The 20,885-nt window shown below is 43.6% G+C and carries 19 protein-coding genes; 12 read left to right on the top strand and 7 right to left on the bottom strand.

Annotated features, from left to right (window positions below; genetic code table 11):
• Positions 1-11: 11 nt before the first annotated feature.
• Complete coding sequence (locus K7G75_RS09880) at positions 12-1,760, bottom strand: cytochrome-c peroxidase (RefSeq protein WP_262420318.1); 1,749 nt, start codon at positions 1,758-1,760, stop codon at positions 12-14.
• A gap of 150 nt (positions 1,761-1,910) precedes the next feature.
• Positions 1,911-3,485 (bottom strand): PhoX family protein, encoded by a 1,575-nt coding sequence (locus K7G75_RS09875; RefSeq protein ID WP_222984085.1) that lies wholly within the window; start codon positions 3,483-3,485, stop codon positions 1,911-1,913.
• 237 nt (positions 3,486-3,722) lie between these two features.
• Between K7G75_RS09875 and K7G75_RS09870 the strand changes: the two genes are divergently transcribed.
• The 9 genes from K7G75_RS09870 to K7G75_RS09830 all read left to right on the top strand — a co-directional run bounded on the left by K7G75_RS09870 (position 3,723) and on the right by K7G75_RS09830 (position 12,755).
• Positions 3,723-5,207 (top strand): S10 family peptidase, encoded by a 1,485-nt coding sequence (locus K7G75_RS09870; RefSeq protein ID WP_222984084.1) that lies wholly within the window; start codon positions 3,723-3,725, stop codon positions 5,205-5,207.
• Between the two features lie 4 nt (positions 5,208-5,211).
• Positions 5,212-5,787 carry a hypothetical protein gene (locus tag K7G75_RS09865; RefSeq protein ID WP_222984083.1) on the top strand — a complete coding sequence of 192 codons (576 nt, stop codon included), beginning with the start codon at positions 5,212-5,214 and terminating at the stop codon, positions 5,785-5,787.
• A 2-nt stretch (positions 5,788-5,789) separates the two neighbouring features.
• Positions 5,790-6,479 carry an SGNH/GDSL hydrolase family protein gene (locus K7G75_RS09860; protein ID WP_222984082.1) on the top strand — a complete coding sequence of 230 codons (690 nt, stop codon included), beginning with the start codon at positions 5,790-5,792 and terminating at the stop codon, positions 6,477-6,479.
• Entirely contained in the window at positions 6,469-7,419 is a 951-nt protein-coding gene (locus K7G75_RS09855) for a hypothetical protein (RefSeq protein ID WP_262420317.1), read from the top strand. The genes K7G75_RS09860 and K7G75_RS09855 overlap by 11 nt, the downstream gene beginning before the upstream one ends.
• Before the next feature lie 39 nt (positions 7,420-7,458).
• On the top strand, positions 7,459-8,466 hold the full coding sequence (locus K7G75_RS09850; RefSeq protein ID WP_222984080.1) for a glycosyltransferase: 1,008 nt from the start codon (positions 7,459-7,461) through the stop codon (positions 8,464-8,466).
• A gap of 122 nt (positions 8,467-8,588) precedes the next feature.
• On the top strand, positions 8,589-10,505 hold the full coding sequence (locus K7G75_RS09845; RefSeq protein ID WP_262420316.1) for a BatA domain-containing protein: 1,917 nt from the start codon (positions 8,589-8,591) through the stop codon (positions 10,503-10,505).
• Positions 10,502-11,755: a dihydroorotase gene (locus K7G75_RS09840; protein WP_222984079.1), complete on the top strand. Its 1,254-nt coding sequence runs from the start codon at positions 10,502-10,504 to the stop codon at positions 11,753-11,755. Before K7G75_RS09845 ends, K7G75_RS09840 begins: the two co-directional genes overlap by 4 nt.
• 4 nt (positions 11,756-11,759) lie before the next feature.
• Positions 11,760-12,086 (top strand): hypothetical protein, encoded by a 327-nt coding sequence (locus K7G75_RS09835; protein WP_262420315.1) that lies wholly within the window; start codon positions 11,760-11,762, stop codon positions 12,084-12,086.
• Between the two features lie 9 nt (positions 12,087-12,095).
• Positions 12,096-12,755: an alpha/beta hydrolase gene (locus K7G75_RS09830; protein WP_222984077.1), complete on the top strand. Its 660-nt coding sequence runs from the start codon at positions 12,096-12,098 to the stop codon at positions 12,753-12,755.
• On the opposite strand, the gene K7G75_RS09825 is transcribed toward K7G75_RS09830, so the two are convergent.
• Both K7G75_RS09825 and K7G75_RS09820 read right to left on the bottom strand, forming a co-directional pair.
• Positions 12,752-13,246, bottom strand: coding sequence for a hydrolase (locus K7G75_RS09825; RefSeq protein WP_222984076.1), 495 nt, complete (start codon positions 13,244-13,246; stop codon positions 12,752-12,754). The two genes, K7G75_RS09830 and K7G75_RS09825, sit on opposite strands and share 4 nt — an antisense overlap.
• Positions 13,247-13,248: 2 nt before the next feature.
• Positions 13,249-14,025 carry an MBL fold metallo-hydrolase gene (locus tag K7G75_RS09820; protein WP_262420314.1) on the bottom strand — a complete coding sequence of 259 codons (777 nt, stop codon included), beginning with the start codon at positions 14,023-14,025 and terminating at the stop codon, positions 13,249-13,251.
• Positions 14,026-14,101: 76 nt separating this feature from the next.
• Here K7G75_RS09820 and K7G75_RS09815 point away from each other — a divergent pair, with 76 nt between their 5' ends.
• Positions 14,102-15,577 (top strand): TonB-dependent receptor, encoded by a 1,476-nt coding sequence (locus K7G75_RS09815; protein ID WP_222984075.1) that lies wholly within the window; start codon positions 14,102-14,104, stop codon positions 15,575-15,577.
• 34 nt (positions 15,578-15,611) lie between these two features.
• Here the strand turns inward: K7G75_RS09815 and bcp are convergent, their stop codons facing one another.
• Positions 15,612-16,064 (bottom strand): thioredoxin-dependent thiol peroxidase, encoded by a 453-nt coding sequence (bcp, locus tag K7G75_RS09810; protein WP_222984074.1) that lies wholly within the window; start codon positions 16,062-16,064, stop codon positions 15,612-15,614.
• 54 nt (positions 16,065-16,118) lie between these two features.
• Here bcp and K7G75_RS09805 point away from each other — a divergent pair, with 54 nt between their 5' ends.
• Positions 16,119-16,784, top strand: coding sequence for an endonuclease III domain-containing protein (locus K7G75_RS09805; RefSeq protein WP_222984073.1), 666 nt, complete (start codon positions 16,119-16,121; stop codon positions 16,782-16,784).
• A gap of 29 nt (positions 16,785-16,813) precedes the next feature.
• On the opposite strand, the gene K7G75_RS09800 is transcribed toward K7G75_RS09805, so the two are convergent.
• Both K7G75_RS09800 and K7G75_RS09795 read right to left on the bottom strand, forming a co-directional pair.
• A complete protein-coding gene (locus K7G75_RS09800; protein ID WP_222984072.1) occupies positions 16,814-16,957 on the bottom strand; it encodes a hypothetical protein in 144 nt (47 codons plus the stop codon).
• Between the two features lie 72 nt (positions 16,958-17,029).
• Positions 17,030-17,611 (bottom strand): sigma-70 family RNA polymerase sigma factor, encoded by a 582-nt coding sequence (locus tag K7G75_RS09795; RefSeq protein ID WP_222984071.1) that lies wholly within the window; start codon positions 17,609-17,611, stop codon positions 17,030-17,032.
• A gap of 250 nt (positions 17,612-17,861) precedes the next feature.
• Here K7G75_RS09795 and uvrA point away from each other — a divergent pair, with 250 nt between their 5' ends.
• Entirely contained in the window at positions 17,862-20,639 is a 2,778-nt protein-coding gene (uvrA, locus tag K7G75_RS09790) for an excinuclease ABC subunit UvrA (protein ID WP_222984070.1), read from the top strand.
• Positions 20,640-20,885: the final 246 nt, after the last annotated feature.

The raw sequence follows: 20,885 nt of genomic DNA, 5'->3' as shown, positions 1-20,885 counted from the left end.
TTTCTTGCACATCAATAATTTTCGTTTACTTCGGTATCGGTTAGTGTTTTGACAAAGGCAATTAGAGCGTTTTCCTCTGTTTTTGTCAATTTCAAGTTATCAAACGGGAGGGTTTGGTAAGGAAGGTCGAAGCCCAATCCTCCCCCTCCTCCCAAGTTGTAGAAAGCAATAACCTCTTCCAAGGTCTTGTAAACTCCATTATGCATATATGGCGCAGTTAGTGCTGTATTCCTCACTGTGGGTGTCTTGAACATTCCCCTATGAACTTCTAATTGTTCATCATGCCTCCAATAAAAGCCATAATCGTCATCAAGTTCTTTGTTTTCAGCAGTTTCTGGTACTCCAATAACCTCCTTCTCATGTTCCATGAAAAAAGGTGGAACAGTGCCATTTGTCAGAGGAATAAAATGGCAAGTGGCACAAAGAGCTTTGCCCATGTACAGATTGAAGCCCAATTTTTCCTCCTCGGTGAATGTGTCTTCTTCGCCCCTTATATTTCTATCAAACTTTGAGTTGAACCCGTTCAGTGTTGAAATATATGAGGATATGGCCCTTATTACTTCCGTATTTCTTTTGGAGATGCCTCCATATGCTTCTTCAAAAAGTGAAAGATAAGTGGTGTCGGATAGGATGTCAGCTGAAAACTGGTGGACAGTGGTATCAAATTCATCATCATTGGTGAATACCGAGGTGATTTGATCCAATAGATTAGGGGCCCTGCCGTCCCAGAAAAAGCGCTGCTGAAAAACTGCATTGATCAGTGCGGGTGTATTTCGTTGAAGCGGCTTTCCATTTTTGCCAACATTCGCCACCATACCATCTGCCCATGCCTTGTTTGGATCATGGCATGTGGCGCAGGCCATTTTTTTGTTTTCGGAAAGGTTGGAATCGAAAAAAAGTTTCTTGCCCAGTTCAATTTGTGCCTTTGAGGCATTTCGGTTTACAGGTGGAATAAAAAACTCTTTATTAAAAGAGTCTTCCTCGAAAAAAGTGGGAGCGTCAAAATTGAATGGTTTATTTTTCACTCCTTCCCAAAGACCACTTTCTTTGCGAATGGCCACCCAATCTCTTGTTATGGGATTCATATGATCCCTTATAAAGATGTACCTGTCAAAAGTTTCAAAATTTAAGTTCTCTTGGACAAAATGGACGGCTTTCGCTATATTTTCAATAAATGAACTATCGAGAGCGGGATTTTTATCTCGTATTATATGCTGAATGCTAATTTCATAAACCTCTTTGAGCCCATTGAGGGATACTATGCTTTCTTGAAGGCCCAGTTGGCTCACTGGAGTGTCAAAACCTGATATGGAAACACTTATGATACGTATTAGTTGCTGATGCGTGGCTATAAAAAATCTTTGAGGGTCAAGTGCTCTTTCGGCCACATTGTTCCTAAGATTGGTCAATAACCCTTTTAATATGGACAATTCTTCCAGATACCTTGTCTTGCTTTCGTTGCCTTTGTAGATGCTTTCCTCCAGCTTTTGGAGTCCAATCGGGCGCAATACCTTTTGCGTATCATCAGTAACGATGGGTAAGGCAGGTCCATTGGCACGGTGCCCCGTTTCCGGATTTAGATAGGACGCATAGGGCTCGGCCTTTTTAAAGGATTGCCTAACAGATGCAAATACTTTTTCAGTTTTTGGACCGGTCATGGGCAACTTCTCAAGTTCTTCCAACCTAAAAATTGCATTTGAAATGTGTTTTAAATAGTATTCTTGAGCAGGGGCCCAATCTATACTTTTTTCTCCTTGCATTCTTTTTTCAGAGGATTCCGGATGATTTCGGCAAGAATAAGCGCAGCATAGTAGTGCAAGAAAAAGGCAAGTTCGTTTCATAATCAAATCGGTACAAATATGGAAAGGCCTTCAAATTATTTGAAGGCCTATTTCCAGAGTGGTTTTAAACTATCTTGGCAGACCTTTTAGGATTACGATCTGTCCTCCTTGGTCGTCTTCCCTTGCTCCGGCCATTATGGCTTCGGCATTGGTTTCCATGTCGTGCCCATCAACTCCTTTAAAGTCATCACTTTCCCAATAATGGGGCTGTAGGTTAAGTAAAAAAGTATTGGGTTCCCCAATTTTATCGGAAATATCAATCAAAGCACCAAACTCGCCACTGAACCCAGTACTCCCGGTTGGGTCCAAATCATTGCGAACAATCATTTCCAAAACAACCCGAGTATTGTTGCCGTTTAGATCGGATTGATAAATGTACGCGGCATGGCCTCTGTCAAAAGAATTGGGATCCTCCTGGGTATAGACAAAGTTCTCCGTAACACAGATATTGTCCGGACTTTGTAGTTCTGGGAGATTTCCATCCATGTTGTTGGTATCTGTATTACCAGAAATGATTTGGGTAATTTTTCCAGTAAAAGGTGCGTCTTCATCCAGTTCCATTTTGTAGACGGTGCCCCAATCGTTGTAGGTTCCTCTTCCAGGTCCCCGGCCCGTCACCGCGACAAAAATATTTCTGGCATTATCAGCTGAGCCCTTTTGGTAATCAACATCTTCCACTCTCATGAATGCTGTGGCAAAAACTCCCACACAGGCATCTTCCATTTCATTTTTCGTCAAGGATGCCCCTTCCGGTATTTCTACAAATTCAAAGTCGTATGTAACCCCAAAATCCAGATTTGATTCATTATAAATGGTGGCTGGAGCAACGTCCACAACCCCACCAACGCCATCAGAAACCTGAAGCAGCCTTAGCACATAAATTTTACCTCCTGTAAGATCGGCATCCCCGTTTTCAGAATAGTACAGGGTGATTTGTCCCTCAGACCCACTGGAGTCGTCGTCACCTCCAATAATTACGGTTTTTCCTGAATAAGTGTCCCTAGGAAGTGGGACCGCGTTTTCCCATGCAAATTCGCCAAGGGCGTCCAATCCAAAATCTGCTGTAGGCGTTGGTGTCTGAATATAGGGGTCAATGCCCTTCACATCGTAGTTAAAACTTTCCGAAGCTGACAAAAACAAATCGGTAGATCCCCCATGAATATCTGCTTCCCACATTGTTCCGGAACACTGTCTTGCAAAATCGGCAACGCCAGAGTTAAGCAACCAATCCCCTTCTATTGGATTCATGTATTCGTCAAAACGTATGCGCGCCACTGCATAATCGTCTTCTGCATTTACCACATACATATATCCATCACCATCTTTAAGGAATCCAGCTCCGTCTTGGGCACCCACAAGTCGAAACCCATTGGAGAGTTCGTCCGTTGAACTGATTAAGGAATAAGCCTTAACAAAGCTGAATTGCGGCGCAATGGCCACCAAAGGTTCCAGGCTTGATTTATTTTCGAAAATGGTTGCATCGACCGTTAGATCTTCTCCATCCTCTCCATCTTGTCCGTCTTGTCCATCTTGCCCATTTACGCCATCAATCCCATCTCGGCCATCCTCTCCGTCACAACTGCTCAATCCAAATGTGAACAAGGATACAATTGCCAATCCCAATACTAGTTTTTTCAAATCCATACGTTTAGTTTTTTGTGTTATTATTGTTTCCAAAACTATGTAGTAAGGTTTAGGGCTTGGTTATTCGTATGTTTTCATTGGATTAATATCATTTTAAAAAATAGTTAGTGTGTAAAGTTTATGTACACTCAGCGTTTCTTTTGATTGAACTTAACGTTAATCTCGCATTCCCAAAGGTGTCTGGTGAATGTTACATGAATTGCTTATTTTTAGCTCACGACTAATTCAACAAGCAACATGAAAAGCATTTACTTCGCACTTGGTACCTTTCTGTGCATTGCACTTTCCCATTCCCAGCACCGAAAACTGCCCATCGACACTACAGTAACAACCCAACATTCGGTCACCATAAATGGTGAAAGCATGACCTATACGGCCACAACGGGCACGCAACCGGTTTGGGATGAAACTGGAAAGCCCATTGCATCACTTCATTATACTTATTATACAAGAAACAACATAAAAGATAGGGCGTCAAGGCCGTTGTTGTTTTCCTTTAATGGGGGTCCAGGTTCTGGATCGGTATGGATGCATTTGGCATACACAGGTCCACGAATACTAAAAATTGATGATGAGGGATACCCGATTCAACCGTACGGTGTGAAGGAAAATCCCTTTTCGGTTTTGGACGTTACCGATATTGTCTACATCAACCCGGCCAATACGGGTTACTCCAGGACCATTCCAGAGACGGGTGACGATGTTGACAGGGACAAATTTTTTGGGATCAATGCTGATGTTAAATACCTGGCTGAATGGATGAACACTTTTGTTACCCGGAAAAATCGCTGGCGCTCACCAAAATACATCATTGGAGAAAGTTATGGCGGTACCCGGGTGATGGGATTGTCATTGGCGCTGCAAAACCAACAATGGATGTACCTGAACGGGGTTATCATGGTGTCACCAGCAGATTATAAGGTTATCCGGGTTGGAGGACCAGTGTCCAGTGCCCTTAATCTCCCCTACTACACCGCTGCCGCTTGGCACCACAAAGCGCTTCCGGCTCCTTTGCAAGGCAAGGACTTGTTGGACGTGCTACCTGAATCGGAGGATTTTACCGTCAACAAGTTGATTCCCGCCATTGCCAAAGGAGGTTTCATCCCAGATAGTGAACGCAATGAAATTGCCGAAAAAATGGCCTACTATTCAGGCTTGGACAAAAAGGATATTCTGGACCATAATCTCGATGTGCCCACCCAATTCTTCTGGAAAAACCTGTTGAAACAAAAAGGGTACAATGTTGGGCGTTTGGATAGCCGCTATTTGGGAATAGACCGTCAACTTTTTGGCGACAGTCCAGACTATTCAGCCGAGCTCACTTCGTGGTTGCACAGCTTTACCCCAGCCATCAACTATTATCTGCAAGAGGAATTGAACTTCAAAACTGATATAAAATACAATATGTTTGGCCCCGTGCATCCCTGGAACAACGATGATGATGAAGTGCGGGACAACCTGCGCCAGGCGATGGCACAAAATCCGTATTTGAATGTGTTGGTGCAGTCAGGTTATTATGATGGTGCCACCACCTATTTCAATGCCAAGTACACCATGTGGCAGATAGACCCCAGTGGCCGGATGAAGGACCGCTTTGAGTTCAGGGGCTATCGGTCCGGTCATATGATGTATCTACGTCGCGAGGACCTCAAAAAATCCAACGACGACCTACGGGCCTTTATCCTGCGTACCATGACCCAAGGAGAACCTGCCAAATATTGAAACGATGAGAACAAAAATTGCACTTTCCATTGGCCTTCTTTGCGTCTTTGTGATGTCAGCTCAAGAAATCCCCTCCAAAGAATGGCAAATCAGTACGGCCCTAATGGCAGTTCCCACAGATTATAGGGACGGTGCCAAAGTCTATGGATATGATTCCAAGGGAAACTTCATCACCCTGCGGGAAGGGACCAACGATTACATTGCGCTGGCGGATGACCCCACCAACGACAAATTTTCAACAGCGGCCTACCATAAGAAATTGGACGAATTTATGGCGCGCGGGAGACAACTGAAAAAAGAAGGAAAGGATGGCAAGGAAATTTTTGATATTCGAGAGGCCGAGGTCAAGTCAGGAAAACTGAAGATGCCGGACAAGGCTACACTTTGTGTATTTACTGGAACGGTGAATGCCGAAACCGGGGAAATCGAAAATCCATATGTCCGATATGTCTTTTATATGCCCTACGCTACAGGAGAAAGTACGGGGCTGCCCACTACCCCCACACCTCCGGGTCATGCTTGGCTGATGGACCCGGGCACACATCGGGCGCATATTATGATAACTCCTCCAAAGAATTAAAGATGCGATTTCTCATAGTTTCAATTATGCTCTTTTCCCTTCTGTCCAGTAAAAAAATGGTAAGTCAAGATTGGCCCAATTTAACCAAGTACCAAGAAGCCAATAAAAAGCTAAAAACTTCCACGGCTGAAGATAACAGGGTTGTTTTTATGGGAAATAGCATCACCGAAGGTTGGCCCGATGCCAACCCGGATTTCTTCACAAACAATAACTATATTAATCGGGGTATCGGCGGACAGACCACACCCCAAATGCTGTTACGGTTTCGACAGGATGTCATTGACCTTCGGCCCAAGATTGTTGTAATCCTTGCAGGGACCAATGATATTGCGGGAAACACCGGCCCAATGACCTTGGAGCAGATAAGGGGCAACATTCTTTCCATGGTGGAATTGGCAGAAGCAAATGGCATATGCCCCATAGTTTGCTCGGTGCTGCCGGCCCATGACTATCCGTGGCGTCCCGGCCTACAACCCAATATAAAGATTCCAAAACTGAATCAGATGTTGAAGGCAATGGCCAGTGACAAGGATGTCCCCTATTTGGACTACTTCACTGCCATGGCAGATACCCGAAATGGGCTGCCCAAGGAATACACTACGGACGAGGTTCATTTGACTCCAGCAGGCTACGCCGTCATGGAGAAATTGGTAAAAAATGCTATCCAAGAAGCTGTTGAGCATGAAAAATAGTTGCTATGCTCTTCTTTTTTGTTTTTCCGTATTATCCTTTAGCCAAGAGGTATCACAGCCGGAAGCTGCCATTCCGGGACTCACCCAATTTGATAAGATAAGGGATTTCACACTTGACAACACTGGTGCAGAAGCCTACTTCACGATTCAGTCACAAACGGAAGAAATATCAGTAATCGTGACGGCCAAAAAAGAGCTGGAAACATGGAGCCCTCCAGAACTAGTAAGATTCTCGGGCAGATATCGGGATATGGAACCTTTCTTGTCCCCTGATGGCCTGCGGTTGTATTTTGTTTCAAACCGTCCACTGCATGATTCCATCAATAAACCCAAGGATTTTGACATTTGGTTTGTGGAACGGTCCGATGTTCAGAAGGAATGGTCAGCGCCCATCAACCTAGGTGGTCCCGTGAATACGGAACATAATGAGTTTTATCCGTCCCTTGCAGAAAATGGCAATCTTTACTTCACTTCGGACAGCCCTGAAAGTATTGGCAAGGATGATATTTTTTTTAGCGCCCGTACTAAAGATGGATATTCAAAACCCGTCTCGCTGTCGGCCTCCATTAATTCCGAAGGCTTTGAGTACAACGCCTACATTTCCAGAGACGAATCCTACCTTATTTTCGGTGGTTACAATCGCGAGGATGGACTAGGCAGCGGGGATTTGTACATCAGTTTTAAGAGGGATGGCGAGTGGACCCAGGCCAAACCACTTCCAATGCCCATAAATTCTTCATACATGGATTATTGTCCATTTATGGACGAATCAAATGGTGTTTTATATCTCACAAGTCGAAGGACCAAAAACCCAACGGAAGGATTGGAGGACATGGACACCCTAAGCAGCTTCCTCAACAGTTATGAAAATGGCAACAGCAGGTTGTATCAGGTCAAGTTCAATCCCAACGGACTTGAACGACAGGGCGGTCAACAATAAAATCCATGCTTTTGCCTTGGCTTTTTGTTACTTTGTTACATGCAGCATCCTACGGTAAGCATTCTGATTCCTTTTAAAAACACGGCTCATTTTCTTCCAGAGTGCATCAATTCCATAATTGGTCAAAGTTACCCACACTGGGAGGTTTTGGCGGTGGACGACCATTCCGATGACGACAGCCTTGGACTTATGGAAAAATATGCCCAAAGAGATGCCCGAATCCACGTTTTCAAAAATATTGGGGTTGGAATAATTCCTGCGCTGCGCACAGCATATGCCAAAAGTAACGGAACCTTAGTCACACGCATGGATTCAGATGATATCATGAAGCCCAACCGCCTGGAAGTTATGGCACGTTCCCTACTTGAACATGGGGAAGGCCATGTTTCGGTTGGTCAGGTTTGCTATTTCTCGGACAGAGGAATCAGCAATGGCTATGAACGCTACCAGGCCTGGTTGAATTCGTTGACGGCAACTGGAGGCAATTATGATGAAATCTATAAAGAGTGTGTCATCCCCTCCCCTTGCTGGATGGTATACCATGAAGATCTGGAGCGATGTGGGGCTTTCACGCCCGATAGATACCCCGAGGATTACGACCTGACCTTTCGATTTTATGAAAACCAATTGAAAGTGATCCCGTGTAGCGAAGTGTTACATTTATGGAGGGACTATGATTCCAGGACTTCCAGAACACATGAGCATTACGCACAAAACTATTTTTTGGACATAAAACTGCAATATTTTTTGAAGCTGGACCATGACTCTTCCAGGCCTTTGGTAGTCTGGGGAGCCGGTTTTAAGGGGAAAAGCATTGCCCGGGGGCTCCAAAAACGAAATGTGCCTTTTGTATGGCTCTGTGACAATCCCCAAAAGATAGGCAAGAAAATATATGGCAAGGAGCTTGTTCATTTTGAAGCGCTCAAGGACTTGAAAAACCCACAGAGTATAATCACTGTGGCCAATGAAGCCGCACAGTCAGATATTAAGGATTATCTGCATGGGTTGGGACAAAAGGCTGCACGGGACTACTTTTTCTTTTGCTGACGATAAAAATCTTGAATATTTGGCCCCTCGACCATTCCCCTCGGAAATTACCAAAGTCTTAACATCGTTCATGCTTAAGGCCAAATGTTTTAATCCCTATATTTGTCCAATCACAATTGGGAATGCAGTTTAAACATCCAGAAATTCTTTGGGCCCTTTTTCTCCTTCTCATCCCCATTGTTATCCATCTCTTCCAGCTAAGACGTTTTCAGAAAACACCTTTTACCAATGTGGCCATGCTACAAAAAGTGGTGTCTGAATCACGAAAGAGCCAAAGCCTGAAAAAGTGGTTGTTGCTCGTTACGCGGATATCGCTCCTCGCTTCCCTTGTTTTGGCCTTTGCCCAACCTTTTGTTGCCAACGAAGCTGCCCTGAAAGAAAAGGAAACGGTAATCTATCTGGATAATTCCTTCAGCATGCAGGCCAAAAAAAATGGGCTTCCCCTATTGCAAAAGGCCATTCAGGATTTGATTAAAAACGTGGGAGACGAGCATACCCTGAGTCTGTTCACGAACGAAAACACGTTTAGGGACGTGAACATTAAAAATATCCAGAACAATCTCCTGTCCCTACCCTATACCCATCGACAATTGTCCTTGGATGAGATTCAAATCAAGGCGAAAACCCTATTTTCAAATTCCAGCGCATCAATCAAGGATCTGATCATAATTTCCGATTTCCAACAACGAATGAGAGGTTCCACCATAGATTCAATATTGAACACATATTTGGTTCAAATACAACCGAATAGCGGATATAATGTGGCCGTTGATTCCGTTTCTTTACACGAAGCTGTTTCTGAGCAGCGTAAGATTACTGTTTTTATATCTGGTGGACAGCCTGAGGAAGATCTGCCCATTTCGTTATATAATTCAGACACCTTAATTGCCAAAAGTTCGGCGACATTCAATGACCGGGGAAGGGCTTCCATTGATTTCTCACTGCTCTCGGGGGTTGTCATCAATGGTCGACTTCAGATTGCGGACAACAGCCTGGGGTATGACAATCGATTCTTTTTCAATATCGACCAAAAGCCCAAAATCAATGTGTTGGCAATCAGTAATTCGGACAGTGATTATTTGGAAAGACTTTACACGGAAGATGAGTTCAATTTCACAAGAAACGAATTGGACCAGCTCAATTATAGCGTCTTGGACAAGCAAGCTGTGGTCATATTGGACAATCTGGAAAGCATTCCCCAAAGTTTGCAAAAAGTGTTGCACGCTTTTAGGGCCGACGGGGGCACCCTAATCATTGTACCTTCCGTAAATGCGGATTTGGCCAACTACAACCAGTTTTTGTCAGGGCTGGGAGCTATACGACTTTTGGAAAAGTTGCAGGCTGATAGAAGGATTACATCAATTTCCTTTGATCACCCCCTATATGCGAATGTTTTTGAAAAGAACGTAACCAACTTCCAATATCCATCAGTCAGTCAATACTTCAGCATTCAGACAAAGCTGCCAAATGTTTTGGGAATGGAGGGGAATATCCCTTTCCTCTTTGGAGATGATGGCCTTTATCTTTTCTCGGCCTCATTGGAACTTTCCAATACCAATTTCAAGAATTCTCCCTTAATCGTGCCGACATTTTATAATATGGGAGTTTCCGGATTAAAGACCCCCAAAATCTACCACACTCTGGGCCGGCCCGAAGTGGTGGATGTTGCCGTTCAACCAACAGGAGACAACATCTTAAAAGTATCCAATGATTCTTACGAGTTTATTCCCCAACAGCAACGATTTTCCAACAGAACCCGGCTTACATTTGATGAGAACCCGACCATTGACGGCACCTATACAATACATGAAAATGATGCTCCACTTAGGAACATCAGTTTCAATTTTCCCCGAAACGAGAGTATGCTCAATTATATGGATCTTGAAAAAAGCCTTGCTGCAAACATCCATGATTCCGTGGAGGAGCTATTTCAACAGTTAAAAGCTGAAAGCAGTATTAGTGCTTATTGGAAATGGTTTGTTATTTTAGCGTTGTTACTGGCGTTGTTGGAGGTAATCATTCAAAAATTCGTTGCATGAACATTCTGCTGAAGTCCGCAAAGATTGTAAGTCCTGAAAACAAGGAATTGCACTTGAAAAAGCGAGACATTCTTATAATAAATGGGATTGTTGATAAAATAGCCCCTTCCATTGAAACCCCATCCAAGACCCAAGTCGTGAATCCCAAAAACCTGCATGTATCCCTTGGTTGGTTCGATACCAGTGTCAGTTTTGGAGAACCAGGATTTGAAGAAAGGGAAACCATCAAAAATGGTTTGTTTGTGGCGGGTAAAAGTGGATTTGCCGATATACTCCTCAACCCCAACACCAATCCACTTCCGGATACCAGTTCGGATATTGTTTTCTTAAAAGAAAGGGGATTGGGAAAACCCACAAGCCTACATCCCATTGGGGCATTGACCCGCCATTCCGAAGGAAACGACTTGGCAGAATTGTTCGATATGAAAAATGCCGGGGCCGTTGCCTTTTACGATTTCAAGAAACAGCTGGCCAATCCCAACTTGTTGAAGATAGCCTTGCTCTATGCTCAAAATTTTGGGGGGTTGGTGATGTCGTTCCCCCAGGACAACCAGATAAAGGGCCATGGCATGGTGCATGAAGGACCTATGTCAACACAATTGGGGTTAAAGGGAATTCCCGCTATGGCAGAAGAACTTCAAGTGGCCCGCGACCTTTTCATACTGGAGTATACTGGTGGAAAATTGCATATTCCCACCATATCCACGGCCGGGTCGGTTCGATTGATAGCCGCCGCCAAGAAGAAAGGACTTGATGTGAGTTGCAGCGTGGCTGTCCACAACCTTATTTTTACAGATGAAACTTTGCAGGAATTTGATTCCAATTTTAAGGTTTTGCCTCCCTTACGGAGTAAATCGGACTGCAATGCGCTCATAAAAGGAGTCCAGAACGGAACCATCGACTTTATTACTTCCGATCATGTTCCCATAGACATTGAGGAGAAGCGGGTGGAATTTGACAATGCGGTAGAGGGATCTATCGGATTGGAGTCAGCTTTTGGCGGTTTGGTTCCCATTTTGGGAATGGAACAGATCGTTTCCATGTTGACCAAGGGCCGGGAACGGTTTGGACTTGAATCCCCTGCACTAAAAATAGGCGAAAAAGCCTGTTTGACACTTTTTGATCCTGATATGGAATGGACATTTGGTGAGGATGACGTGCTCTCCACATCCAAGAACAGTATGTTTTTGGGTGCAAAACTCAAGGGGAAAGTCTATGGGGTTATCAATAACAATCAAATTTTGTTGTAACAAATTGAAGAACGAATCAAGAGCGGGTAAGACCACCGCAATTATCGCATACATTACCCTTGTTGGCTGTTTGATCGCCATCACGATGAATATGGAGCCCAAGAATGCCTTTGCCCGATTTCATATTCGTCAGGCATTTGGCATACATCTTCTTTTTCATGCATTGGCCATCGTGCTAAGCTTTAGTGAAATTGTCTATTTATCCATCCCCCTTTATCTGCTGTATCTTGTGCTATGGGGATATGGGTTTCTTCAGGCACTGAATGAAAAAAACAACCCCCTGCCCCTCTTGGGCAAACATTTTCAGAAATGGTTTACCTTTATTCCATAATTTGAGAATATGTCCCCCGCCCATTTGTCTTTAACGCACCTACTTCGTACTTCCTCCATTAAAACCGATAAAAAACCTGCCATTTTTTTGTTTCATGGCTATGGGAGCAACGAAGAGGACCTGTTTTCGTTTGCTGCAGAACTTCCCCAAGAACTGCAGGTGATTTCGGTTAGGGCTCCTTTCGATTTGGAACCCTTTGGACATGCATGGTATGCCATCAATTTTGATGCTGAGTATGGAAAATGGAGCGATGATGCACAGGCCGGGGAATCCAGGGACAAGATTGTCGCTTTTATTGACGAGGCCATTGTAGCGTATGATCTGGATGAACGGAACATAAGCCTTTTGGGATTTAGCCAGGGGACCATTTTAAGCTATGCCGTGGCACTTTCCTTTCCAGAAAAAGTAAAGAATTTGATAGCCCTGAGTGGGTATATCAATGAGAATATTCTGGTGGAAGGATATCAAAAAAAGGATCACAGTGGATTGGATATCTATGCTTCACACGGTCAGGTGGACCAAGTGATTCCTTTGGAATGGGCGCAAAAAACGCCGGATTTCCTGAAACGCTTGAACATTGATCACGTATATGAGGAATTTCCAGTGGGCCACGGGGTGTCACCCCAAAATTTTTATTCTTTTCGGAAATGGCTTTCCCAACGGATCTAATCGCTCCTGGTGTAGAGCAAATGATCCAATAGGGTGAAATCCACACTCAGATCATTTTTCAGTTCGTATTGGATGACCAGATCTCCCCAGTATTTCCCGTCTGAAAAATCAGCCAAAATCCATTTATGGTTCAGGACCCTGATCTTATTTATTTTGAAGTCACTTTCCATCCCTGCGTAAGGAATCAGCGGGTTATCTCCAGATGTCTCGTTGGTCTCGAGCAATTTGTCCTCAATATATCTGGAAGGGTCCTTTAGGTTCAGATGGTCGTAATAAACCAGGGCATCATCATTGTTTTCCAAGGAAAAATATTGAATGTCCAAAATTTTCAATTGGGCATCCTGCAAGGAATCCTTGAGCCCATCAACTTCAGTCTTCAACGCATCCACCTGGGTGTTGAGTGCCTTTTGTAGGTTATTCGTGCTCACGAACTGATAAAGGCTTATCAAGGCGGCGAATACAAAAAGATATAGGAAAATTTTACTCTTCATTGCTATATTTTGATTTTTAGATTATCGTAGGCCAAGTGCACATTTTTGGGCAATTTTTTTTCTACTTCCCCATGGAATCCCAATAAGTGGCTTATGTGTGTAAAATACGTTTGCTCCGCCCCCACTTTGATGGCAAACTCCAAAGCCTCATCCAGATTAAAGTGAGAGTGATGTGCTTCTTCACGTAGTGCATTGACCACGAGAACCTTTGCGTTTTGTATTTTCTGTATTTCGTCTTCAGGGACCTGTTTCACATCCGTCAGGTATACAAAATCCTTGAATCTATACCCAAATACTTGCAAACGGTTATGATAGGCTTCAATGGGTATCACGTGTAAATCTGCCAATGGAATGGGACTGTCCTTTTCCACTTCCGTGACCTTGACTGCAGGAGCACCGGGATATCTGTCGTCATCGGCAAAAATGTAATCGAAGCGCCTTTTAAGCTGCTTGACCACACGCTTGTGGGCATAGATCGGAATATCACCCTGCCTAAAGAAAAAGGGGCGGATGTCGTCTATTCCGGCAGTGTGGTCGGCATGTTCGTGGGTAAAAAGGATACCGTCCAACCTTTCAATGGGATTGGCCAGCATTTGCTGTCTGAAATCAGGGCCGCAATCGATAACGTAGTTGTAATTTTTCCAGGAAACCAAAACGGATACGCGCAGCCTTTTGTCCCTGGGATCACTGCTTTTGCACACGGGATGATTGCTGCCAATGACCGGTATTCCCTGTGAGGTTCCCGTTCCCAAAAAAGTAATGGTCATCTTCTCATCCATGAAAACCAAAATTATGACTTATTTATTTAATAGATTGAACGAAGAGTGTAACTTTGTTTACTATAAATAATTGGATATGCCTACCATAGCGAGCAATCAAGATGCCTTTGAAAACATTCCCTCCATAAAGGCAAAGACCCTAAGAATAAATCTGAACCCAAACATTTACGGAACCTTCGCAGAGATAGGTGCAGGTCAGGAAACGGCAAGACATTTTTTTCGCGCCGGGGGGGCGTCTGGAACCATTGCAAAGGCGATGAGTGCTTATGATAAGGCCTTTAGTGATGCTATTTATGGTTCGGAGGAAGATGGTAGGTATGTGACCCAGGCCAGGCTGAAACGTATGCTGAACCACGAAATGAACTTGGTGGAAGAGCGCATCAGCAGGGAAAACAATCCAGACTATTTGTTTTTTAGCTATGCCAATACGGTGGCCACGATCGATTTTTCGAAAAGGTACAAAGGCCATGGATGGGTAGGTATCCGATTTCAGTTGGACCCCAAACAAAAAGAGTACGATGAAATCATCTTTCATGTGCGGTTCAAGCAGAATGAGGCGCGACTTCAACAGGAAACACTTGGCATTTTGGGTGTCAACCTAATCTACGGAGCCTATTTCAAGTTCCATAAGCCAAAGAAGCTGCTGAAATACCTGTATGATCATATTGACAAAGACACCTTGGAGATTGATATGGTGAATTTCACCGGACCCAATTTCAAGGATGTGGACAATAGATTGATGAGTCTCCAGCTCATTAAGAATGATATGACCGATGCGGTAATGTTCGGTCCTGATGGCAACAACTTACTGCCAGCAGCGGTGCTGTACAAAAAGAACATTTTGGCATTGCGGGGCAGTTTCAGGCCCGTTACCAAGGTGAACATGGACATGTTCAAGAAGTCGTACGACATCTTTGTCAGGGAACAAACGGTCGAGTATGAAAATACGATTGTTGTGTTTGAGATAACACTGTCAAACCTTAGGGCTTCGGGAGAAATTGACGAGCAGGATTTCATGGATCGTGCCGAATTGCTCTGTTCACTGGGACACACAGTGCTTATTTCCAAATTTCAGGAGTATTACAAGCTCGTGGAGTATTTCAACAATTACACCAAGGCCAAAATTGGACTTACCATGGGGGTAAATAATTTGGTGGACATTTTTGATGAGAGGTATTACCGTCATTTGAGCGGGGGCATACTCGAAGCTTTTGGCAAGCTGTTCTTCAAGGACTTGAAGGTGTACCTATATCCGATGAAAGACCCGGACACTGGACAAATAATGACCAGCAACAACCTGAAGGTACACCCGAGGATGAAGGAACTCTACAAATTCTTCAAATACAATGGAAAGGTTATGGACATTATCGATTACGATCCCGACGTGATGCACATTTTCTCGAGGGACGTATTGAAGAAAATAACCAACGGTTCTGAGGGATGGGAAGAAGAGCTTCCGGAAGGAATTGCTGAAATCATTAAGAAGAAAAAACTCTTCATCAGAAAAGAGGAATCAGTCACTAAAAAAGAAACAGTAAAGCAAAAAGCATAAAAAAGGCGCTCTGAAGGCGCCTTTTTATTTCTTCCTAAGCAAGCAGTTGAACTGCGTGGTCCTTTGTGTTCACCTTATCAATTACCTTTTCAACCTTGCCATCACCGTTTACCACAAAAGTGGTCCTGTGAAGTCCATCATATTCGCGCCCCATGAATTTTTTCGGTCCCCAAACACCAAACGCATTGATTACCGTGTGGTCCTCATCCGCAAGTAAGGGAAAAGGGAAATCGTATTTGTTTTTGAAATTGGCCTGTTTTTTTTGAGAATCATCACTCACCCCCAAGAGTTGATATCCTTGTGCCTTCAAATCCCCGTAGTTGTCCCTCAAATTGCAAGCCTCAGCCGTGCATCCAGGGGTGTTTGCCCTCGGATAGAAAAAAACAACTAGCTTTTTTCCTTTGTAATCACTGAGATTTATTTGATTGCCATCTTGGTCCTTTGAGGAAAATTCAGGTACTTTATCCCCCACTTTCAACATATTCATATGGTTCAGTCTTTAAATTATTGTTTAATTTTTATACTTCAAAGTTAAACAAAAATGACGAAACAAGAAAAGGTAAACTTTACTATTGAAAAACTGGATGAAATTTACCCGACCATTCCCATTCCCCTGGACCATAAAGACCCCTATACCCTTTTGATCGCCGTGTTGCTGTCTGCGCAAAGCACGGATGTCCGCGTTAACCAAATAACTCCCTTGCTTTTCCAAAGAGCGGACAATCCTTTTGATATGGTAAAGCTCACTGTGGAGGAAATACGGGATATCATCAGACCCGTAGGGCTTTCCCCAATGAAGTCCAAGGGCATTTATGGTCTTTCAAAAATTTTGATAGAAAAGTATGATGGCGAGGTGCCACAGAATATGGAATTGTTGGAGGAACTTCCCAGCGTAGGGCATAAAACTGCCAGTGTCGTGGTTTCCCAGGCCTTTGGGATACCCGCATTTCCAGTGGATACCCACATCCACAGATTGATGTACCGCTGGGGGTTCAGCAATGGCAAAAATGTGGTACAAACGGAAAAAGATGCCAAACGGTTGTTTCCGGAGGAACTATGGAACAAACTGCACTTGCAGATCATTTGGTACGGTAGGGAATATTCCCCGGCGCGGGGATGGGACCTTGAAAAGGATGTGATCACCAGTACCATTGGACGTAAATCGGTGCTGGATGAGTACCATAAAACGAAAAAAGGCCGCAATTAGCGGCCTTTTTTTGTCTCTACTTGAACTGTTTAGTTCAATGTAAGTTCAAATTGATGATTCTTGCTTCCCACTACGTGGAGTGATTTTGAATAGTTCAATAAAAAATCAATGGTCTCCTTGGTGGCTTTTACCGTTTTAAGGGTTTCTTGTTCTTCAGAGTAAATATTTTCCATATTCTAGCATTAATGTTTCAAATAGATAACGGCGCTAGAATGGAAATATTGCAGGGTTCGACAGAATGCAGATTAATTCGTTAAAACGATATTGTTACGGGCAACAATTTTTCGGAGGTTGATGAGCGCGTAACGCATTCTTCCCAATGCCGTGTTGATGCTTACTCCAGTGTTTTCGGATATTTCCTTGAAACTCATGTCCTTATAGATGCGCATGATGAGCACTTCTTTTTGGTCTTCGGGCAATTCCTCTATCAAAAGCGTAAGATCGCTCTCGATTTGGTCTTGGATGAGCTGCTTTTCAGCATTCAACTTTTCATCCTTGATCACGGAGAAGATGTTGAAATCGTCGCTCCCCTCAAACTTGGGCATTCTTTTGTTCTTCCTAAAATGATCTATGATTAGGTTGTGCGCAATTCGCATCACCCAGGGCAAAAACTTGCCTTCCTCGCTGTAAGCCCCTCTTTTCAAGGTTTTGATCACTTTGATGAAGGTGTCCTGGAAAATGTCCTCTGCAACATCCCTATCCAAAACTTTGGAATAAATAAAACTGGAAATTCTTTGGTTGTGCCTGTTTATGAGTGCCTCGAGGGCCTTTTCGTCACCGGCGATGTAGTTCTTTACTAATATCGAGTCATCAATCTGTAGTTCCATTACAAATTACTTTTTTGGTTAATATCATGCTACTTTCCCTTTACAAGAAAGAAGCCGAGGTTATTAGCTTAATTTTAAAAAAGTAATTATTGCTGTATAGGCCTATCAGATTTTTAATTACAACTCAAATATAGAAAAATAGGTTGCCGGTCAAAAAACAATGTTGTGATCTGGGCATTTTTAGATGTTAACTCGTGCAATATACGTATTAACTGTTTGGTGTCGTATCTTTGAAGCCCGAATTTAACACATGTCCACTTTAGCAAACATTGATCCCAAGCACCATATAATCATAAAAGGTGCCAAACTGCACAACCTTAAGAACATTGACGTGGTAATCCCCAGGAACAAGCTTGTGGTGATCACTGGCCTGTCTGGTTCGGGAAAATCCAGCTTGGCGTTTGATACGTTGTATGCAGAGGGGCAGCGGCGTTATGTGGAAAGCCTTTCGTCCTATGCAAGGCAGTTTTTGGGTAAATTGGATAAACCCAAGGTGGACTATATTAAAGGTATAGCCCCTGCGATTGCCATAGAGCAAAAAGTTAACTCTACCAACCCACGTTCCACGGTGGGCACCACCACGGAGATTTATGACTATCTCAAATTATTGTATGCCAGGATCGGGAAGACCATTTCACCCATTTCCGGCAATGAGGTAAAGAAGCATACCGTAAGTGATGTCATGAACCATATAAAGGACCTGGAGGAAGGTTCCAAACTCCTGCTCTTGGCACCTATATATATTAAGGAAGAACGTGATCCCTTAAAATCGTTGCAACTGTTCTCCAAACAGGGGTATGCACGTATCAAATACAATGGCGCAGTAATCCGTATTGACCAGGCACCTGAAGACATAGGCCGGACTTTCGATTTGGTTGTAGATCGAATCATCGTAAAAAATGATGAGGATTTCTACAATCGGTTGGCCAATGCGGTCGACAATGCCTTTTTTGAAGGCAAGGGTCTTTGTTCCATAGAAAACTTGGACAATGGACAGGTGCGGACTTTTAGCAATCAATTTGAGCTGGATGGCATAAAATTCTTGGAAGCGAACGTACACCTTTTCAGCTTTAACAACCCATACGGTGCTTGCCCCAAGTGTGAGGGCTATGGTGACGTTATCGGTATAGATGAGGATTTGGTGATTCCGAACACGGCACTTTCCATCTATGAGAATGCCGTTTTTCCTTGGAGGGGCGAGAGCATGTCCTGGTATCGGGATCAGTTGGTAAATTCTGCATACAAGTTTGATTTTCCCATACACAAGCCCTGGTATGAGCTTTCTGAAGAGCAAAAACAATTGGTCTGGGACGGCAATGAGCATTTCACAGGCATACACAGGTTTTTTGAACAGCTTGAAGAGAAAAGCTATAAAATACAGAATCGGGTAATGCTCTCAAGATATCGCGGAAAGACAAAATGCTCGGTCTGCAAGGGAAAAAGACTGCGTCAGGAATCCAATTACGTAAAAATCGATGGGAAATCCATTTCAGACCTGATCCAACTTCCTATCAAAAGGCTGAAACCATTTTTTGGGGAACTGCAGCTTTCAGAGCACGATTCAAAAATAGCAAACCGATTGTTGAAGGAAATCACCACCCGATTGGATTTCCTGGAAAAAGTGGGTCTGGGCTATCTCACCCTGAACCGTAAATCGAACACCCTGTCCGGTGGGGAAAGCCAACGCATCAATCTGGCCACCTCCCTGGGGAGCAGTCTGGTGGGCTCCATGTATATTTTGGACGAGCCCAGCATCGGTCTGCACCCAAAAGACACGGAAAATCTGATTGAGGTACTAAAATCACTTCGTGACCTGGGCAATACCGTTATTGTGGTGGAGCATGACGAGGACATCATGAAAGCTGCCGACGAGGTCATCGATATTGGTCCCGAGGCAGGGACTTTAGGGGGAGAGGTAGTGGCCACTGGAAGCCTAGATGCCATTCTCAAGGCCAACTCTCTTACGGCGGACTATTTGAACGGTACCAAGGAAATTGCCGTGCCTTTAAAACGTCGTACCTCAAACTATTTCATCAAAATAAAGGGTGCAAGGGAAAACAACCTCAAAAATATAGATGCTACATTTCCTTTAAATATGTTGACCGTGGTGACCGGTGTCTCTGGAAGTGGCAAAAGCACCTTGGTCAAGAAAATTGTATATCCTGCCATCCTAAAGGAAATAGGTGGCTATGGAGAAAAAGCAGGTCAGTTTACCGCATTGGAAGGTAAGTTTGCCCACGTAAAGCACGTGGAATTCGTGGACCAGAACCCCATTGGACGTTCATCCCGTTCCAATCCCGTTACTTACATCAAGGCATATGATGATATCCGAAACCTTTTTGCATCACAAAAACTGAGCAAACTTAGGGGCTATCAGGCAAAGCACTTTTCTTTTAATGTTGATGGTGGTCGCTGCGATAAATGCAAGGGCGAGGGAGAGATTGCTGTGGAAATGCAATTTATGGCAGATGTGCATTTAGAGTGTGATGTTTGCAATGGAAAAAGGTTCAAAAAGGATATTTTGGAAGTACAGTTTGAGGGTATGAACATCGATAATATCCTAAACCTTACCATTGATGATGCAATCCTTCATTTTAGAGAACACAAACAGGACAAAATCATTGCCAAACTGAAACCGCTCCAAGATGTGGGCCTTGGATATGTAACCCTGGGGCAGTCCTCCTCTACCCTTTCCGGGGGCGAGGCACAACGGATTAAGCTGGCTTCCTTTTTGGTAAAGGGAAATACAAGGGAAAAAGCCCTGTTCATCTTTGATGAACCCACCACGGGCCTACACTTTCATGACATAAAAAAATTGCTCAAATCCTTTGATGAACTTATCGCCAAAGGCCATTCCATTATCGTCATAGAACACAATGTCGAACTCATTAAATGCGCTGACCATATTATTGATCTTGGCCCCGAAGGCGGTGATGAAGGTGGCCATTTAATTGCGCAGGGAACTCCCGAAGAGGTGGTTACCCATAATGAATCGCATACCGCTAAATATCTGAAAGAGAAAATTTAATCAACTGGAAAACATATTTCCATATACACCTTGAACAGAATGTACAGGGTAAATGACCAGTACTCCTGTTTTTTCATCCACTGACAAAAAATTCGTCAATTCAAACCCCTTTTTTATCAAGCCTACCTCCCCTTTTACAAATTGACCCCCTTGTAAAACTAAATATGGTCATAACATCGCAGTGCCAATAATTTGCCGCATTGGGTTCTTAAAGCTCTCCTTAATGGAATTTTAGACTCCGATGAA

This window comes from Flagellimonas meishanensis (assembly GCF_019880545.1).
GTDB classification, from domain to species: Bacteria; Bacteroidota; Bacteroidia; order Flavobacteriales; family Flavobacteriaceae; genus Flagellimonas; species Flagellimonas meishanensis.
The sequence above is the reverse complement of the archived record's forward strand: the minus strand, read 5'-3'. Positions and strand labels throughout refer to the sequence as shown.

Coding starts and splice junctions, on each gene's coding strand:
- K7G75_RS09795 (WP_222984071.1), bottom strand. CDS start 17,611: ATGGAACTACAGATTGATGACTCGATATTAGTAAAGAACTACATCGCC.
- K7G75_RS09825 (WP_222984076.1), bottom strand. CDS start 13,246: ATGAAGAGTAAAATTTTCCTATATCTTTTTGTATTCGCCGCCTTGATA.
- K7G75_RS09805 (WP_222984073.1), top strand. CDS start 16,119: ATGACGAAACAAGAAAAGGTAAACTTTACTATTGAAAAACTGGATGAA.
- K7G75_RS09815 (WP_222984075.1), top strand. CDS start 14,102: ATGCCTACCATAGCGAGCAATCAAGATGCCTTTGAAAACATTCCCTCC.
- K7G75_RS09860 (WP_222984082.1), top strand. CDS start 5,790: ATGCGATTTCTCATAGTTTCAATTATGCTCTTTTCCCTTCTGTCCAGT.
- K7G75_RS09880 (WP_262420318.1), bottom strand. CDS start 1,760: ATGCAAGGAGAAAAAAGTATAGATTGGGCCCCTGCTCAAGAATACTAT.
- K7G75_RS09855 (WP_262420317.1), top strand. CDS start 6,469: ATGAAAAATAGTTGCTATGCTCTTCTTTTTTGTTTTTCCGTATTATCC.
- K7G75_RS09845 (WP_262420316.1), top strand. CDS start 8,589: ATGCAGTTTAAACATCCAGAAATTCTTTGGGCCCTTTTTCTCCTTCTC.
- K7G75_RS09830 (WP_222984077.1), top strand. CDS start 12,096: ATGTCCCCCGCCCATTTGTCTTTAACGCACCTACTTCGTACTTCCTCC.
- uvrA (WP_222984070.1), top strand. CDS start 17,862: ATGTCCACTTTAGCAAACATTGATCCCAAGCACCATATAATCATAAAA.
- K7G75_RS09850 (WP_222984080.1), top strand. CDS start 7,459: ATGCAGCATCCTACGGTAAGCATTCTGATTCCTTTTAAAAACACGGCT.
- K7G75_RS09840 (WP_222984079.1), top strand. CDS start 10,502: ATGAACATTCTGCTGAAGTCCGCAAAGATTGTAAGTCCTGAAAACAAG.
- K7G75_RS09820 (WP_262420314.1), bottom strand. CDS start 14,025: ATGGATGAGAAGATGACCATTACTTTTTTGGGAACGGGAACCTCACAG.
- K7G75_RS09870 (WP_222984084.1), top strand. CDS start 3,723: ATGAAAAGCATTTACTTCGCACTTGGTACCTTTCTGTGCATTGCACTT.
- K7G75_RS09875 (WP_222984085.1), bottom strand. CDS start 3,485: ATGGATTTGAAAAAACTAGTATTGGGATTGGCAATTGTATCCTTGTTC.
- bcp (WP_222984074.1), bottom strand. CDS start 16,064: ATGAATATGTTGAAAGTGGGGGATAAAGTACCTGAATTTTCCTCAAAG.
- K7G75_RS09865 (WP_222984083.1), top strand. CDS start 5,212: ATGAGAACAAAAATTGCACTTTCCATTGGCCTTCTTTGCGTCTTTGTG.
- K7G75_RS09800 (WP_222984072.1), bottom strand. CDS start 16,957: ATGGAAAATATTTACTCTGAAGAACAAGAAACCCTTAAAACGGTAAAA.